This window comes from Xanthobacter lutulentifluminis (assembly GCF_043194675.2).
In the GTDB taxonomy this organism is placed as follows: Bacteria; Pseudomonadota; Alphaproteobacteria; order Rhizobiales; family Xanthobacteraceae; genus Xanthobacter.
The window spans coordinates 1,383,579-1,398,681 of record NZ_CM195525.1; the positions used below are offsets into that span (position 1 = coordinate 1,383,579).

The 15,103-nt window shown below is 70.6% G+C and carries 14 protein-coding genes; 12 read left to right on the forward strand and 2 right to left on the reverse strand.

What is annotated here, in order from left to right:
• The first annotated feature begins 265 nt into the window (after window positions 1-265).
• Window positions 266-1,462, forward strand: a complete 1,197-nt coding sequence (locus tag V5F49_RS06235) for an EAL domain-containing protein (RefSeq protein WP_509210751.1) — start codon at window positions 266-268, stop codon at window positions 1,460-1,462.
• Window positions 1,452-2,237, forward strand: coding sequence for a response regulator (locus tag V5F49_RS06240; RefSeq protein ID WP_394115956.1), 786 nt, complete (start codon window positions 1,452-1,454; stop codon window positions 2,235-2,237). The genes V5F49_RS06235 and V5F49_RS06240 overlap by 11 nt, the downstream gene beginning before the upstream one ends.
• 251 nt (window positions 2,238-2,488) lie before the next feature.
• On the opposite strand, the gene V5F49_RS06245 is transcribed toward V5F49_RS06240, so the two are convergent.
• Window positions 2,489-3,505, reverse strand: a complete 1,017-nt coding sequence (locus V5F49_RS06245) for a methyl-accepting chemotaxis protein (RefSeq protein WP_394115955.1) — start codon at window positions 3,503-3,505, stop codon at window positions 2,489-2,491.
• 32 nt (window positions 3,506-3,537) lie between these two features.
• On the opposite strand from V5F49_RS06245, the gene V5F49_RS06250 reads away from it, so the two are divergent.
• Window positions 3,538-3,768, forward strand: coding sequence for a response regulator (locus V5F49_RS06250; RefSeq protein WP_394116283.1), 231 nt, complete (start codon window positions 3,538-3,540; stop codon window positions 3,766-3,768).
• A 133-nt stretch (window positions 3,769-3,901) separates the two neighbouring features.
• On the forward strand, window positions 3,902-4,249 hold the full coding sequence (locus tag V5F49_RS06255) for a hypothetical protein (protein WP_394115954.1): 348 nt from the start codon (window positions 3,902-3,904) through the stop codon (window positions 4,247-4,249).
• Between the two features lie 36 nt (window positions 4,250-4,285).
• Here V5F49_RS06255 and arsC read toward each other — a convergent pair whose 3' ends face one another.
• Window positions 4,286-4,648 (reverse strand): arsenate reductase (glutaredoxin), encoded by a 363-nt coding sequence (gene arsC, locus V5F49_RS06260; protein WP_394115953.1) that lies wholly within the window; start codon window positions 4,646-4,648, stop codon window positions 4,286-4,288.
• Between the two features lie 382 nt (window positions 4,649-5,030).
• Between arsC and V5F49_RS06265 the strand changes: the two genes are divergently transcribed.
• From V5F49_RS06265 to V5F49_RS06300, 8 genes are all read left to right on the forward strand, one after another.
• Window positions 5,031-5,189 carry a hypothetical protein gene (locus V5F49_RS06265; RefSeq protein WP_394115952.1) on the forward strand — a complete coding sequence of 53 codons (159 nt, stop codon included), beginning with the start codon at window positions 5,031-5,033 and terminating at the stop codon, window positions 5,187-5,189.
• A gap of 47 nt (window positions 5,190-5,236) precedes the next feature.
• The gene (locus tag V5F49_RS06270; protein ID WP_394115951.1) at window positions 5,237-5,326 is read left to right on the forward strand and encodes a K(+)-transporting ATPase subunit F; all 90 of its coding nucleotides are present in this window, start codon (window positions 5,237-5,239) and stop codon (window positions 5,324-5,326) included.
• Between the two features lie 9 nt (window positions 5,327-5,335).
• Window positions 5,336-7,066, forward strand: a complete 1,731-nt coding sequence (gene kdpA, locus V5F49_RS06275) for a potassium-transporting ATPase subunit KdpA (RefSeq protein WP_394115950.1) — start codon at window positions 5,336-5,338, stop codon at window positions 7,064-7,066.
• Window position 7,067: 1 nt separating this feature from the next.
• The gene (locus V5F49_RS06280) at window positions 7,068-7,292 is read left to right on the forward strand and encodes a hypothetical protein (protein ID WP_394115949.1); all 225 of its coding nucleotides are present in this window, start codon (window positions 7,068-7,070) and stop codon (window positions 7,290-7,292) included.
• A 38-nt stretch (window positions 7,293-7,330) separates the two neighbouring features.
• Complete coding sequence (gene kdpB, locus V5F49_RS06285) at window positions 7,331-9,424, forward strand: potassium-transporting ATPase subunit KdpB (RefSeq protein ID WP_394115948.1); 2,094 nt, start codon at window positions 7,331-7,333, stop codon at window positions 9,422-9,424.
• Window positions 9,425-9,436: 12 nt separating this feature from the next.
• Window positions 9,437-10,042, forward strand: coding sequence for a K(+)-transporting ATPase subunit C (locus tag V5F49_RS06290; RefSeq protein ID WP_394115947.1), 606 nt, complete (start codon window positions 9,437-9,439; stop codon window positions 10,040-10,042).
• 350 nt (window positions 10,043-10,392) lie between these two features.
• Window positions 10,393-12,564, forward strand: coding sequence for an EAL domain-containing response regulator (locus tag V5F49_RS06295; protein ID WP_394115946.1), 2,172 nt, complete (start codon window positions 10,393-10,395; stop codon window positions 12,562-12,564).
• Window positions 12,548-15,064: an ATP-binding protein gene (locus tag V5F49_RS06300; RefSeq protein WP_394115945.1), complete on the forward strand. Its 2,517-nt coding sequence runs from the start codon at window positions 12,548-12,550 to the stop codon at window positions 15,062-15,064. Before V5F49_RS06295 ends, V5F49_RS06300 begins: the two co-directional genes overlap by 17 nt.
• The last annotated feature ends 39 nt before the right edge of the window (window positions 15,065-15,103 follow it).

Consider the following 15,103-nt stretch of genomic DNA (forward strand, 5'->3'; position numbering starts at 1 on the left):
TGCGAACTCGCTCCATTATGGAATGAAGTCGGCTGTAACTCCGGCTTGCAAGCCAAGGTGAGGAGTGTCAACTGACGCACAAGCTTCGCGCAAGCAGCCCCCGTTTTCTTCCAGTGGGCCTGTGCCCACCAACCGATGACATGATCTTCGTCAACCGGCCCCGTCCAGGATCGGTTTAAATCGTTTGCGGATGGATCTGGCGCACCGGACCAAAGCGGAAGGGAATGGGAAGGAGCCCGACGGCGTGAACCCGCCCAATGAACCGATGGGGAGCCCTGCATCGGCCCGCCTGCGCGTCTTCGTGCTCGATGACGACACCGACTTCCGGGAGGATCTGTCGGAGACGCGGACCCTTGCCGGCCACGATGTCTTCGCGGCCGGCGACGCCGCCGCGCTCACGCCGGCGCGCATGTGCACGATGGATGTCTTCATCCTCGACCTGTCCATGCCCGGCATGGACGGCACCGAAGTGCTGCGGCGCATGCGCCGCTGCCGTCTGGCTGCCAGGGTCATCCTCGTCAGCGGCCGCCCGGAGGATGTGATCCGCGCCGCGGCCGACGCCGCCCGCATGGGCGACCTCGACGTGCTCGGCACGTTCAAGAAGCCGGTCGACCCGCAGGACCTGCTGAGGCTCCTGTCGGTGGAGCTGGCGGCCGTGCTCCAGTCGGCCCTCGATCCCGGACAGGTGCCGGTTACCTTCCAGCCCAAGATCGACGTGGAGACGCTCGCCTTCGACGGAGCCGAGGCCCTGCTGGGCGACACCGGGCCGGCGGTCGGCAGGGTTTCCCCGCTGCAGATGGTGGCCGCCGCCGCGCGCGTGCCCGACCTGCTGACGCGCCTGACCTGCTTCATGGTGCGCGCGGCTGCCGAGGGGTGCGCGGTCTGGACCGCGCGCGGCCACGCCGGCGCGGTGAGCATCAACGTGCCGCTGGAGGCGGTGCTGCATCCCGGCAGCCCGGCCGAGCTCGCCGGCCTCGCCCGGGAGGGGGGCGCGGAGCCGGGCCAGATCATCCTGGAGCTGACCGAGGACGCGCTCTACGATTCCTCCAGCGATGCCCTGATGGCCATCGCCCAGGCGCGCCTCGCCGGCTTCGGCATCGCCCTCGACGACGTGGGCCAGCGCCAGAGCGGGCTGCTCCAGCTCGCGCGCCTGCCCATCACCGAGCTGAAGATCGACCGCGGGCTGCTGACGCAGGCCCGCAGCTCCGAGAAGGCCCGCAGCATCTTCGCGCTGCTGGTGGAGCTCGGCCACCGGCTGGGCCTCAAAGTGGTCGCCGAAGGGGTGGAAGCCCCCGCCGACTTGTCATTCGTCAAGGCGGAACATGTGGATCTTCTGCAGGGATTCCTGGTTTCCCGGAAGCTGCCGCTTGCCGAGCTTCTGGCGTTGCTGGAGGCTTGGCCGCAGAAGCAGCGTGCATTGCGGGGCAGTGCGCCGCAGAGCGGAGGAGAGGATGGGCGCTGAGGCTGAGGTCAACGCTCCCCGCGTGCTGCTGGTGGACGATGACCCGGACATCCTGGCCGAGCTCCACGACGGCCTCGCCATGCTCGGCATCCCCTCCCTCACCGCCACCACGGCGGTGGAGGCGCTGGACCTCGTGCAGCGGCACGACGGGCTGAAGGTCATCGTCACCGACCTGCAGATGCCCCGCATCGACGGCATCGAGCTGCTGCAGAAGCTGTCGGTGCGGCGGCGCAAGCATCCCATGGCCGCCATCGTCATCACCGGCCACGCCTCGCTGGACCGGGCGGTCGGCGCGCTGCGCCTGCAGGCGGTGGACTTCCTGCAGAAGCCGCTGGCGGCGGAGGAGGTGGCCCACGCCATCTTCCGCGCCCTCTCCATGGCCGAGGACGAGGTCCCGCCGGGCGAGGACCAATCCCCCGGCCACATCGCGCGTCCCAACTACCTGCGCGCGCTGGTCGCCGCCCGGGCGGACCGGGACGCCATCTTCCAGTCCGGCCTGTTCAACGATCCGGCCTGGGAGATGATGCTCGACCTTGCGGTCGCGGAGGCGAGCCAGCGGACCATCTCGGTCACCAGCCTGTGCATCGGCTCGGGCGCGCCCACCACCACCGCGCTGCGCCGCATCGACGACCTGGAGGCCGCCGGCCTGCTGGAGCGGGTGCCGGATGCCCGCGACCGCCGCCGCATCCTGGTGCGCCTCACCGATCTCGGCCGCGAGCGGATGGAGGCTTTCGTGCGCCGCCAGGCCGACCGGCTCGGCATCACCCTCGACTGACCCGCTTCACGCAGCAACACGAAGGGCCGGCTCCTGTTCGGGCGCCGGCCCTACGTGTTTGGCGCTGCCCGGATGGCAGACGCGGGCTGGACCCAAGCCCACCCCGCTCGAGCCCACCCCTCTCGAGCCCCCTGCCCCCGCTCGCGCGCTGCTCCACGGGCCCGCCCTCCCCCACCTGCCATGCCCGCCGGAACGCAAAAAGGCCGGCGCCCCTTGAGGCGCCGGCCCTGCTTGCGTGTGGCGATGCCGGATCAGGCCGCGCGCAGGGTGGAGACGAAGCTCGTCACCTCGCGCTTCAGGTCGTGCGACTGCTCGGCCAGGACCGACGACAGGCTCATGAGCTGGGTGGCGGCGGAGCCGGTCATGCCGGCGGCCTGGCCGACGCCGCTCATGTTGCTCGTCACCTGCGTCGCGCCCTGGGCGGCGCGGTGGGTGCTGGCGGCGATCTCGCTGGTGGCCGCGCGCTGCTCCTCCACCGAGGAGGCGATCATGGCGGTGAGGTCACGCACGTTGTTGATCGTCTTCACGATGCTCTGGATGGAGCTGACGGTCGCCGAGGTCGCATGCTGGATCTCGCCGATCTTCATGGAGATCTCGTCGGTCGCCTTGGCGGTCTGGGCCGCCAGTTCCTTCACCTCGGCGGCGACCACGGCGAAGCCGCGGCCCGCGTCGCCGGCCCGCGCCGCCTCGATGGTGGCGTTGAGGGCCAGCAGGTTGGTCTGCTCGGCGATCTCCTTGATGAGGTTCAGCACCTGCCCGATGGACTGGGCCGCATCCGCCAGCTGGCGGATGTTGTCGTTGGTCTTCCCGGCCTCCTCGGCGGCGGACCGCGCGATATCGGCCGAGCTGGACAACTGGTCGCTCATCTCCCGGATGGAGGCGGACAGCTCCTCGGCCGAGGCGGCCACCGTCTGCACGTTGTCGGAGGCACCTTCGGCAACGGTGGTGACGGACTGGGCCTGGCGCGAGGTCTCCTCGGCGGTGGCCGACAGGTTGCGCGCGGCGTCCGCCACTTCGCCGGACGAGCCGGAGAAGCGCTCGGCGAGCGCGCCCATGCGGCTCTGGAAGCTCTCGGCAATGGCGGCGCGCTCGGCCACCATCTGCACGGCCATCTGCTCGTCCCGGCGCTTCTGCTCCTCGCGCAGGGACTGGGCCTCGGCGAGGCCGTCGCGGAACACGCCGAGGGTGCGGGCGATGTCGCCGATCTCGTTCTTGCGCTCGCGCTGCGGGATCTCGGTTTCGAGCGCCCCGCCGGCAATGCTGGCCATGGCCTCTTCTTGTGGTCGACGACTACAAGACCATGGCGCGCATCATCCGTAACCTTCTGAAGCAGATCGGCTTCAAGGACGTGAATGAGGCCGCCGACGGCGCCATCGGCTCCATCCCCTTCATCATGGCGACGGCCGAGGCCAAGTCCGAGAACGTCATCGCCGCCAAGAAGGCGGAGGTGAGCAACTACATCGTCAAGCCGTTCAACGCCCAGACGCTGAAAGGCAAGATCGACGCCGTGTTCGAGGAACAGGAGAGGTAGCTCCGGCGCGGCGGCGCCGGCGTCGGACACGCCGGGGCGTCGAGGATCGATCGCGCCCCGGGGACGACACCCGGACCCCTGTGAGTCCGCGCCGCACGCGAACCGGTGCGCTCCGGAGAGATGCCCGCTCTCGTTGCCCAATTCATCGGGGCCGGCGAGCCTCTCGGCTCGACCGATCGTTTTCCTGAAGGCGCAGGCCCAGCAGACCGCCACCGCCGCCACGGACATGCGCCAGCTCGTGGCCTCGGCACAGACCAACGGCGACCAGGTGTCGGCCGCCGTCTCCGGCATCTCCGACAGAGCCAGGCGGCTCAGCGAGATGTTCACCGGCGTCGCCGACGCCACCGGCGAGATCCGCGTTGCCGCCAACCGGGTGCAGCACCCCGCCCATCAGGTGAGCGGCTGTTCTGCCCGACTCTCCGGCGAGGTGGCCAGCCTGATCAGGCGCAAGCCGCGCCCGCCGCCGTATGCACACCCTTGAGGGCCGCCGTCGGCGGCCCGTCCTGTCATCGCGGGCTCAGCCCGGCCCGCCGGGCAGGAGGTCGAGCACCCGGTCCGCCGGGCGGCACAGGCGCGCGCCCGCGGCGGTGACGACGATGGGCCGGTTGATGAGGATGGGGTGCGCGACCATGGCGTCGAGCAGCGCCGCGTCCGTCACCGCGGGATCGTTCAGGCCGAGCTCACCGGCGAGCGCCTCCTTGCCCCGCAGCACATCACGCACCGACAGGCCGGCGCGCACGATGAGGGCGGCCAGCTCGTCCCGCGCGGGCGGGGTCTTGAGATATTCGATCACCGTCGGCTCGATGCCCCGCTCGCGGATCAGCGCAAGTGTGGTGCGCGAGGTTCCGCAGCGCGGGTTGTGATAGATGGTGACGTCCATGGCGATGCTGGCCTTGGCATGAGGGGGGCCGCCCCGCCGGGCGGTCGCCTTCAGCTAGGCCCTACCCCGGCCGCGATCAAGCCCGGCGACGCATGTCCGCGCGGAGGCGCCGGCGGCGCCTGCCTCCGTTCTCTGCTTGCCCGCCGCCAGCCGTCTTCAGCCAAACGCCCCCGCGCGTGGCGCGTGCGGCCCCGCGCCGGCATCCGGCCGAAGCGTCCGCGCGGCGGCCCGGGACGCGGGAAGACCATTCCACATCCGAAATTCGATCCGGCGTGACCGGAACAGCCGGCGCCGACGCGCGCCTATGAGATTTTTATGCCCGTCCCCCGGGGACCGTCTCGAATCTTTATGCGACCGTGAAGATCATTCCTGACGAAGACCGGTGCCCCGCCCCGCGGGGCATTGCCCGTTCCGGCCGGCCCCTCGTCTTCCGGGCCGGCCCATCGAAGGCCAGTCCATGCTGGATCTCGTCCTGACCGTCCTTGCCGCCGGCCTGTTCGCCCTCGCCATCGGCTACGGCTACGCCTGCGAGCGCCTGTGACCCTTCCGTGCGGCGCCCGGACGGGAGCCGCGACAGGAGCTGACCCCATGACAATCGACTATCTCCTCGGCGGGCTCGTGACGCTGGGGCTCCTCGCCTATCTCACCGCCGCGCTGCTGCGCCCCGAGCGGTTCTGAGGACGCGCCATGACATCCCCCGCTCCCTTCCTCAACGGGCTCATCCAGATCGCCCTGTTCTGCCTCGTCGTGCTGGCGCTCGCGCGGCCGCTCGGCGGCTACATGACGCGCGTGTTCGCCGGCGAGCGCACATTCCTGTCGCCGCTGCTGCGCCCCTTCGAGACCGGCTTCTACCGGCTCGCCGGCGTCGATCCCGCCCGTGAGCAGCACTGGCTCGGCTACACCGTCGCGATGCTGCTGTTCCATGTGGCCGGGTTCGCGCTGCTCTACGGCCTGCTGCGGCTGCAGGACGTGCTGCCGCTCAACCCGCAGGGCATGGCGGCGGTGCCGCCGGATCTCGCCTTCAACACGGCGATGAGCTTCATCACCAACACCAACTGGCAGAACTACGGGGGCGAGACCACGCTCTCCTATCTCTCCCAGATGCTGGCGCTGACCCACCAGAACTTCCTCTCCGCCGCCACCGGCATCGCGCTGGCGCTGGCGCTGACGCGCGGCTTCTCGCGCGCCTCGGCCCGGACGGTGGGCAATTTCTGGGTGGATGTGACCCGCTGCACCCTCTATGTGCTGCTGCCCATCTGCCTGGTGCTCGCCCTGTTCCTGGTCTGGCAGGGCATGCCGCAGACCCTCGCCCCCTATGTGGAGGCGACCACGCTGGAGGGCGCGAGCCAGACCATCGCGGTGGGGCCGGTGGCCTCGCAGGTGGCCATCAAGATGCTGGGCACCAACGGCGGCGGCTTCTTCAATGCCAATGCCGCCCACCCGTTCGAGAACCCCACCGCCCTCTCCAACTTCGTGCAGATGGTCGCCATCTTCGCCATCGGCGCGGCGATGACGAACGTGTTCGGCCGCATGGTGGGCAACGAGCGGCAGGGCTGGGCGCTGCTCGCCGCCATGGGCGTGCTGTTCCTCGCCGGCCTTGCCGTGTGCTGGTGGGCGGAGGCGTCCGGCACGCCGGCGCTGAACGCGCTGGGGCTTTCCGGCGGCAACCTGGAGGGCAAGGAGGCGCGGTTCGGCATCGTCGCCTCGGTGCTGTTCGCCGTGGTCACCACCGCCGCCTCCTGCGGCGCGGTGAACGCCATGCACGACAGCTTCACCGCGCTCGGCGGCATGATCCCGCTCATCAACATGGAGCTCGGCGAGATCATCGTCGGCGGCGTGGGCGCGGGGCTCTACGGCATGTTGCTGTTCGTGGTGGTGGCCATGTTCGTGGCCGGCCTCATGGTCGGGCGCACGCCGGAGTACGTGGGCAAGAAGATCGAGGCCCGCGAGGTGAAGATGGCCATGCTCGCCATCCTCGTGCTGCCGCTGATGATGCTGGGGTGGACGGCGGTGGCGGCGGTGCTGCCCTCGGCGGTTGCGTCCATCGCCAATCCGGGGCCGCACGGCTTCTCCGAGATCCTCTACGCCTTCACCTCGGCCACCGCCAACAACGGCTCCGCCTTCGCGGGACTGTCCGGCAACACGCCGTTCTACAATGTCACCCTCGGCGTCTCCATGTTCGTCGGCCGGTTCCTGATGATCGTGCCGGCCATGGCGCTCGCCGGGACGCTGGCGGCGAAGAAGACGGTGCCGGCCTCGGCGGGCACGTTCCCCACCCATGGCGGGCTGTTCGTGGGGCTGCTGGTGGGGGTGATCCTCATCGTCGGCGGCCTCACCTTCTTCCCCGCCCTCGCGCTGGGGCCGATCGTCGAGCACCTCGCGGCGGTGGCCGGCCAGAGCTTCGGGGCGGGAGGCTGACATGTCCGCCCCCGATCCCCGCCCCGCGCCCCGACGGCCGGACGCTGCCGGGAAGGCGGATGCGCCAGATGCCACACCCGGAGCCGCATCCGGCACGCCCCGGCCCCGGCGGCTCCAGCCGCTCAACACCTCCGAGATCATCCTGATCGCGAGCGTGGCCTGCCTCGTCGCGGCGGCCGCCATCCAGGCGGTGGTGTCCCTCGTCCTCCAGCTTTCCGCCCGCTGACGCGCGGGCGCCTGACATCCATTTCCGGGAGCGCCTCCATGGCCAGACCCAGTTCATCCAGCCTGCTGCAGCCAGCCCTTCTCGTCCCCGCCATCGGCGCGTCGTTCCGCAAGCTCGACCCGCGCGCGATGGTGAAGAACCCCGTCATGTTCGTGGTGGAGGTGGTGGCCCTGCTCACCACCGTCCTGTTCCTGCGCGACGTGGCGGCGGGGGGGCCGGACCTCGGCTTCTCGTTCCAGATCGTCCTGTGGCTGTGGTTCACCGTGCTGTTCGCCAATTTCGCCGAGGCGGTGGCCGAGGGGCGCGGCAAGGCGCAGGCGGATTCGCTCCGCCGCACCCGCAGCGAGACCACCGCCAAGCTCCTCACCGGCGCCGGCAACGCCTTCCGCACGGTTCCCGGCACCACCCTGAAGGTCGGGGACGTGGTGCTGGTGGAGGCGGGGGACATCATCCCCTCCGACGGCGAGGTGGTGGAGGGCGTCGCCTCGGTGAACGAGGCCGCCATCACCGGCGAGAGCGCGCCGGTGATCCGTGAATCGGGCGGCGACCGCTCGGCCGTCACCGGCGGCACCACGGTGGTGTCGGACTGGCTGAAGGTGCGCATCACCGCCGCCGCCGGCTCCACCTTCCTCGACCGCATGATCGCGCTGGTGGAAGGCGCCGAGCGGCAGAAGACGCCCAACGAGATCGCGCTGAACATCCTGCTCGCGGGCATGACCATCATCTTCATCTTCGCCACCGCCTCGATCCCGAGCTTCGCGGCCTATGCGGGCGGGGCGATCCCGGTGGTGGTGCTGGTGGCGCTGTTCGTGACGCTGATCCCCACCACCATCGGCGCGCTGCTCTCGGCCATCGGCATCGCCGGCATGGACCGGCTGGTGCGGTTCAACGTGCTCGCCATGTCCGGCCGCGCGGTGGAGGCGGCGGGCGACGTGGACACGCTGCTGCTCGACAAGACCGGCACCATCACCCTGGGCAACCGGCAGGCGTCGGAGTTCCGTCCCCTGCGCGGCGTGGCGGCCGAGGACCTGGCCGACGCCGCCCAGCTCGCCTCGCTCGCCGACGAGACGCCCGAGGGCCGCTCCATCGTGGTGCTGGCGAAGGAGAAGTACGGCCTGCGCGGCCGCGACATGGCGACCCTCAACGCCCATTTCGTCCCCTTCACCGCGCAGACGCGCATGAGCGGGGTGGACGTGGACGGCTCGTCCGTGCGCAAGGGTGCGGTGGAGGCGATCCTCGCGCACGTGCAGGCCGGTGGCGCTGCGGTGGCCGGCTCCGGCGCGGTGCAGGCGCTGCGCAGCCTCGCCGGCCCCGAGCAGGTGCGCGAGCTGCAGGCCATCGCCGAGGAGATCGGCAAGGCCGGCGGCACCCCGCTCGCCGTGGCGCGCGACGGCCGCCTGCTCGGCGTCATCCACCTGAAGGACATCGTGAAGGGCGGCATCCGCGAGCGCTTCGCGGAGCTGCGCCGCATGGGCATCCGCACGGTGATGATCACCGGCGACAACCCGCTCACCGCCGCCGCCATCGCCGCCGAGGCCGGGGTGGACGACTTCCTCGCCGAGGCCACCCCCGAGGCGAAGCTGAAGCTGATCCGCGACGAGCAGGCCAAGGGCAAGCTCGTCGCCATGTGCGGCGACGGCACCAACGATGCCCCGGCCCTCGCCCAGGCGGACGTTGGCGTGGCCATGAACACCGGCACGGTGGCCGCCCGCGAGGCCGGCAACATGGTGGATCTCGACAGCGACCCCACCAAGCTCATCGAGATCGTGGAGATCGGCAAGGCGCTGCTGATGACGCGCGGCTCGCTGACCACCTTCTCCATCGCCAACGACGTGGCGAAGTATTTCGCCATCATCCCGGCCATGTTCGTGGCCTTCTACCCCCAGCTCGGGGCCCTGAACGTGATGGGCCTCGCCTCGCCGCAGAGCGCCATCCTCTCGGCCATCATCTTCAACGCGCTCATCATCATCGCCCTGATCCCGCTGGCGCTGCGCGGCGTCGCGTTCCGCCGGGTGGGCGCGGCGGCGCTGCTGAAGCGCAACCTGATGATCTACGGGCTGGGCGGGATCGCGGTGCCGTTCGCCGGCATCAAGGCCATCGACCTCGCCGTCACCGCTCTGCACCTCGTCTGAGGAGAGACACCCATGCTGAAGGATATCCGCCCCGCTTTGGTGCTGGCGCTGCTGCTCGCCGGCGTCACCGGCCTCGCCTATCCCCTCGCCGTCACCGGCGCCGCGCAGGCGCTGTTTCCCGACCGCGCCAACGCCAGCCTGGTGGTGCGCGACGGCAAGGTGGTGGGCTCGGCGCTGATCGGACAGAACTTCACGTCCGATCGCTATTTCCACGGCCGGCCCTCCGCCACCACCGGCGCCGACCCGGCCGACGCCACCAAGACCATCGCCCAGCCCTACAATGCCGCCGGCTCCATGGGCTCGAACCTCGGCCCCACCAATCCGGCCCTCGCCGAGCGGGTGAAGGCGGACCTCGCGGCCCTGAAGGCCGAGAACCCCGGCGCCGCGGTGCCGGCGGACCTCGTGACCACTTCCGCCAGCGGCCTCGACCCGCACATCTCCCCGGAGGCGGCCCTGTTCCAGGTGCCGCGGGTGGCCCGCGCGCGCAACCTCCCCGAGGACCAGCTGCGGCGGCTGGTGGACCAGCTGAGGGAAGAGCGGACGCTCGGAGTGCTGGGCGAGCCGGTGGTGAACGTGCTGGCGCTGAACCTCGCCCTCGACCGCGTGCAACAGCGCTAGGGAGGCCACGCCCTTCCCCATGGGCATGTGGACGACAGGCCCGCCCGTCCCCGCCATTCGGTGCCAAACCCGCCGCCTCCGTCCCCGGAGCGGCGGGTTTTTGCTTGCACGACGATCCGATGGGCCCCATCCCATCATGACCTGAGCGCGATACCTTGCTAAACAAGGAGATGATCTGCTGACCAGGTGGTCAGGATCAAGATACCTACCGCCCCTCAGGGGCCGCCCATGACTGCAGAACCGACAGACCAAGCCGTAATCCGACAGCCACCGGTGCGAGCCGATCATCGCGCCCCGGCGGCCCGATGGGCCCCGTGAAGCCTTCCGAGTCTCCGATGGCGCAAGCACCGATGCCGACAATCGTGATCATCGACGACAGCTCGACCAATCGTCGCATCTACGCGAAGCTGGCGCGGCAGCTGGAGCCCCACGGCAACATCCGCACGTTCGAGAACCCGCTGAAGGCGCTGGAATGGCTGGCGGACAACACCACCGACCTCATCATCACCGACTACAAGATGCCGCTGATGTCGGGCGCCGATCTCATCACGGCCGTGCGCGACAACGGCATCAACCGCGACGTGCCCATCGTCGTGGTGACGGCCTATGACGACCAACAGTACAGAGTTACCTCACTCGAGGCGGGGGCGACGGATTTCCTGCTGAGTCCGGTCGACCATGTGGAATTCCTGGCGCGGGCCCGCAACCTGCTGAAGCTGCGGACGCAGCAGCTGCTCATCATGAAGCGGGCCGACCTGCTGGAGATGAGCCTGAACGCCAAGGAGCGCCTGCTCCGCGAGAGCCGCGAGGCGCTGGCCCAGGTGATCGACACCGTGCCGGCCATGATCAACGCCACCGACCGCGACGGGCGCTGCGTGTTCGTCAACGCCCATCAGGCGTCCTTCATCGGCAAGGCGCCGGCCGATCTCGTGGGCCAGCCCATCGAGGCGCTGATCGGCGAGGAGCGGGCCCACATCTCCCGCCGGCTGGACCAGCTGGTGCTGAAGACCGGCCGCCCCATCCCCTCCCGCGAGGAGGACGTGACCACCCCGTCCGGGGAGCACCGCATCTATCTCACCAGCAAGGCGCCGCTGCTGGACGGCGCCGGCGAGGTGGGCAGCATCCTGACCACCTCCATCGACATCACCGAGCGGCGGCTGGCCGAAAAGCGTCTGCAGCACATCGCCAACCACGATTCCCTCACCGGCCTGCCCAACCGCATGCTGCTGCGCGACCATCTGCGGCGGGAGCTGGCGCGCGGACGCCGGGGCGACCAGTATTTCGCCCTGCATTTCATCGACCTCGACCGTTTCAAGGCGATCAACGACGCCCACGGCCACCACCGTGGCGACGAGCTGCTCCAGCGGGTGGCCGAGGCGCTCTCGGCGCTGGTGGGCGAGGGCCACACGGTGGCGCGCCTCGGCGGCGACGAGTTCGCCATCCTCCAGCGCGACATCGACCGGCCGGAGGATGCCGCCCGCCTCGCCCAGTGGATCCTCGACCTGCTGAACGCGGACGACGCCAGCCCCTCCGCCCTCAAGGTCGGCGCCAGCATCGGCGTCACCCTCGCCCCCCTCGACGGCACCGACCCGGACGAGCTGCTGAAGAACTCCGACCAGGCCATGTACCTCGCCAAGTCCGACGGCGGGGGCACCTGGCGCTTCTTCGCCGCCGACATGGGCCCGCGCGCCAGCCAGACCGCCCAGCTGGAGAGCGACCTGCGCGGCGCCCTCTCCCGGCAGGAATTCCTGCTGCACTACCAGCCGCAGATCGACCTGCGCAGCAACCGCGTGGTGGGCGCCGAGGCGCTGCTGCGCTGGCAGCATCCCCAGCACGGCCTGCTCGCGCCCGACGCCTTCCTCGGCCTGGCCGAGGAGACGGGCCTCATCGTCCCCATCAACGAATGGGCGCTCAAGGAGGCCTGCCGCCAGGCGGCGGGCTGGACCTCGGCCGGGCTGGGCGACCTGCGCATGGCGGTGAACCTCTCGCCCGTGCAATTCCGCAAGCAGGGGGTGGAAAAGCTGGTGCGCGAGGCGCTGCGCGCCACCGGCTTCCGCCCCACCGGCCTGGAGCTGGAGCTGACCGAGGGCATCCTTTTGGGCTACGACGAGCAGATCGTGATGCAGCTGCACACCCTGCGGGCCCTGGGCGTGACCCTGGCGGTGGACGATTTCGGCACCGGATACTCGTTCCTCAGCTACATCCGCAGCCTGCCGCTGCACCGGCTGAAGATCGACCGCTCGTTCGTGCAGGACCTCGGCAGCGACCCGAGCGCGCTCGCCATCGTGCGGACCATCATCGATCTCGGCCACATCCTGCACCTGACGGTTCTGGCCGAGGGCGTGGAGGAGGAATCCCAGATCGCCCTGCTGCGCGCCGAAGGGTGCGACGAGGCGCAGGGCTTCTATTACAGCCGGCCGATGCCGGCGGAGACGTTCGCCGCGTGGCTCATCGAGCGCGAGGGAACGGCCCCGGGGGAGCAGACGGGCGCGACGGAGAGCACCCATGCCGGTCGCGGCTAGGCTTCTCGTCCCCCTCGCCGCGCCGGTGCGCTGGATGGCGTCGCGCCTGCGCGGGCGCCCCGACAGCGAGCACGAGATGAGCTTCAACCGGCTCGCGTTCGCCGTCATCATCGTCATCGTGCTGCTGGTGAACCGCAGCAGCGGCGGCCTCGGCAGCGCGCTCGCGGTGATGGCGCTCTACATCCCGCTGGCGCTGGGGGTGCTCGGGCATATCCTGCTGTTTCCCGGCATATCGCGCGGCCGGCGCCTGTTCGCGCTGGTGCTGGATTGCGGCTTCCTCTCCTGGCAGCTGCATCTGGGCGGGGAGGTGGCCTCCCTGTTCTACCCCATCTATCTCTGGGTCATCTTCGGCAACGGCTTCCGCTTCGGCCTCACCTGGCTGAAGATCTCCATCCCCGTCGCCACCATCTGCTTTGCCGCGGTGGTGGTGACGACGCCGTTCTGGTACCACCGCTGGCATCTGTCGGCGGGGCTGCTGGTGGGGCTGGTGATCCTGCCGCTTTATGCCGGCACGCTCATCCGCAAGCTGTCCCAGGCCACCAAGGCGGCCGAGGAGGCGAGCCAGGCCAAGAGCCTGTTCCTCGCCAGCGTCAGCCACGAGCTGCGCACCCCCCTCACCGCCATCGTCGGCATGACCGGCCTGTTGCGCGAGAGCCCGCTGGTGGCCGAGCAGCGCGAGATGGTGGAGACGGTGGATGTCGCCACCCGCTCCCTGCAGTCGCTCATCAACGGACTGCTGGACCTGTCCCGCATCGAGGCCGGGCGCATGCCGGTCTCCAACGAGCCGTTCGATCTCGTGGCGCTGCTGGTGGACGTGCGGCGGCTGGTGGAGAGCCAGGTGCGCGAGCGCGGGCTGGGCTTCGACATCCACGTGACGCCGCGCACGCCGCTGCGCCTCACCGGCAGCCGGCAGCACCTGCACGAGATAATGGTGAACCTCGTGGGCAACGCGGTGAAGTTCACCCGCGAGGGCAGCGTCACCGTCGCGGTGGACGCGGAGCCGGCGGAGGACGGCGCGCTGCGGCTCAAGGTCGAGATCACCGACACCGGCATCGGCATCGCGCCCGAGAGCCAGCAGCGGATCTTCGAGGACTTCACCCAGGCCGATGCCAGCATCCTCAACCGGTTCGGCGGCACCGGGCTCGGCCTCGCCATCACCCGCCGGCTGGTGGCGCTGCTGGGCGGGTCGGTCGCGGTGGAGAGCGTGCCCGGGGAAGGCAGCACCTTCCGCTTCGACGTGCTGGTGTCCCCGCCCGACGCGGAGTGGCCGGCCGACGAGGCCGGCTCGGTACGCGACGAGCCGTGGCGCCCGCGTGGCGTGGTGATCGTGTGCCGCGACACGGCCCCCCTGTTCGGGCTGACCGAGGCGCTCGCCGCGCTCGGCATCACGCCCATTCTCGCCGACCCGCGCCAGGGGCCGGCGCGCATGTTCCCGCCGCAGGCGGCCGGGGCGGTGCGGCTGGTCTACGGGCCCGACGCCCGCGGCCTGCCGCTCCTGTCGCTCGCCGGCAGCGGCAGCACGCCGCGCACGGTGCTGATCGAGCCCCAGGCCTCGGAGGGCCTGCCGGACCTGACCGCGCGCCGGCGTTGCGCCTGCGTGCTGCCGGAGCGCCCGACGGTGACGCAGCTGCATCGCGCCCTCGATCTCGCCTTCCGGCTCGCCGCGACCTCTCCCACCCAGGCGGCCGCGCCCCGCCCGGCGCGCGCCGCGACGCCGCGACGCGTCCTGCTGGCAGATGACAACCGCATCAACCAGAGGGTGTTCTCGCGCATTCTGGAGGGGGCGGGCCATTCAGTGGTGGTGGCGCAATCGGGCGACGAGGCGCTGGACGTGCTGGAGGATCGCGCCGACGAGCTCGACCTCGTGCTGATGGACTTCAACATGCCCGACACCGACGGGCTGGAGGCCACCAAGCTCTACCGGATGATGGCCACCGGCGGCCGGCGCCTGCCCATCGTCGGCCTCACCGCCGACGCCACGGCCCAGACCGACAGCCGCTGGCGCGACGCCGGCATGGACGATTGCCTCATCAAGCCGGTGGAGCCGGCCGCGCTGCTGGCCGCCGTCGACCGCCTCGCGCGGGAGGCGCCGGAAACGTCCGCGCCCGTGCCCCTCCGCCCGACGGTGGTCCGCCTCGACACCACGGCCTGCCTGGACGAGACCGCGCTGGAGAGCCTGCGCCGGCTCGGCGGGGCGGAATTCGTGGCGGAGCTGATGGAGGATTACCTGCAGGATGCGGAGCTGCTGCTGGACAAGCTCGCGCACAATGCCGCGCGCGGCGACCTCGCCGCGTTCCGCATCGACGCCCATGCGCTGCAGAGCAGCTCGGCCAATATCGGCGCCGTCGGCCTCGGCCGGCTGTGCGCCCCGTGGCGCGACCTGCGCGGCGAGGAGCTGAGGGCCGGCGCCATCGAGTTCACCCGCCAGGCCCAGGCCGAGCTGAAGCGCACGCAGAGAGCCATGCGCGCCTGCTCGGCGCGCACGGCGGGGCATGGATAGCGGAGGACGGGGCAGAACCAGCGGCAGGCGATGCGCCCG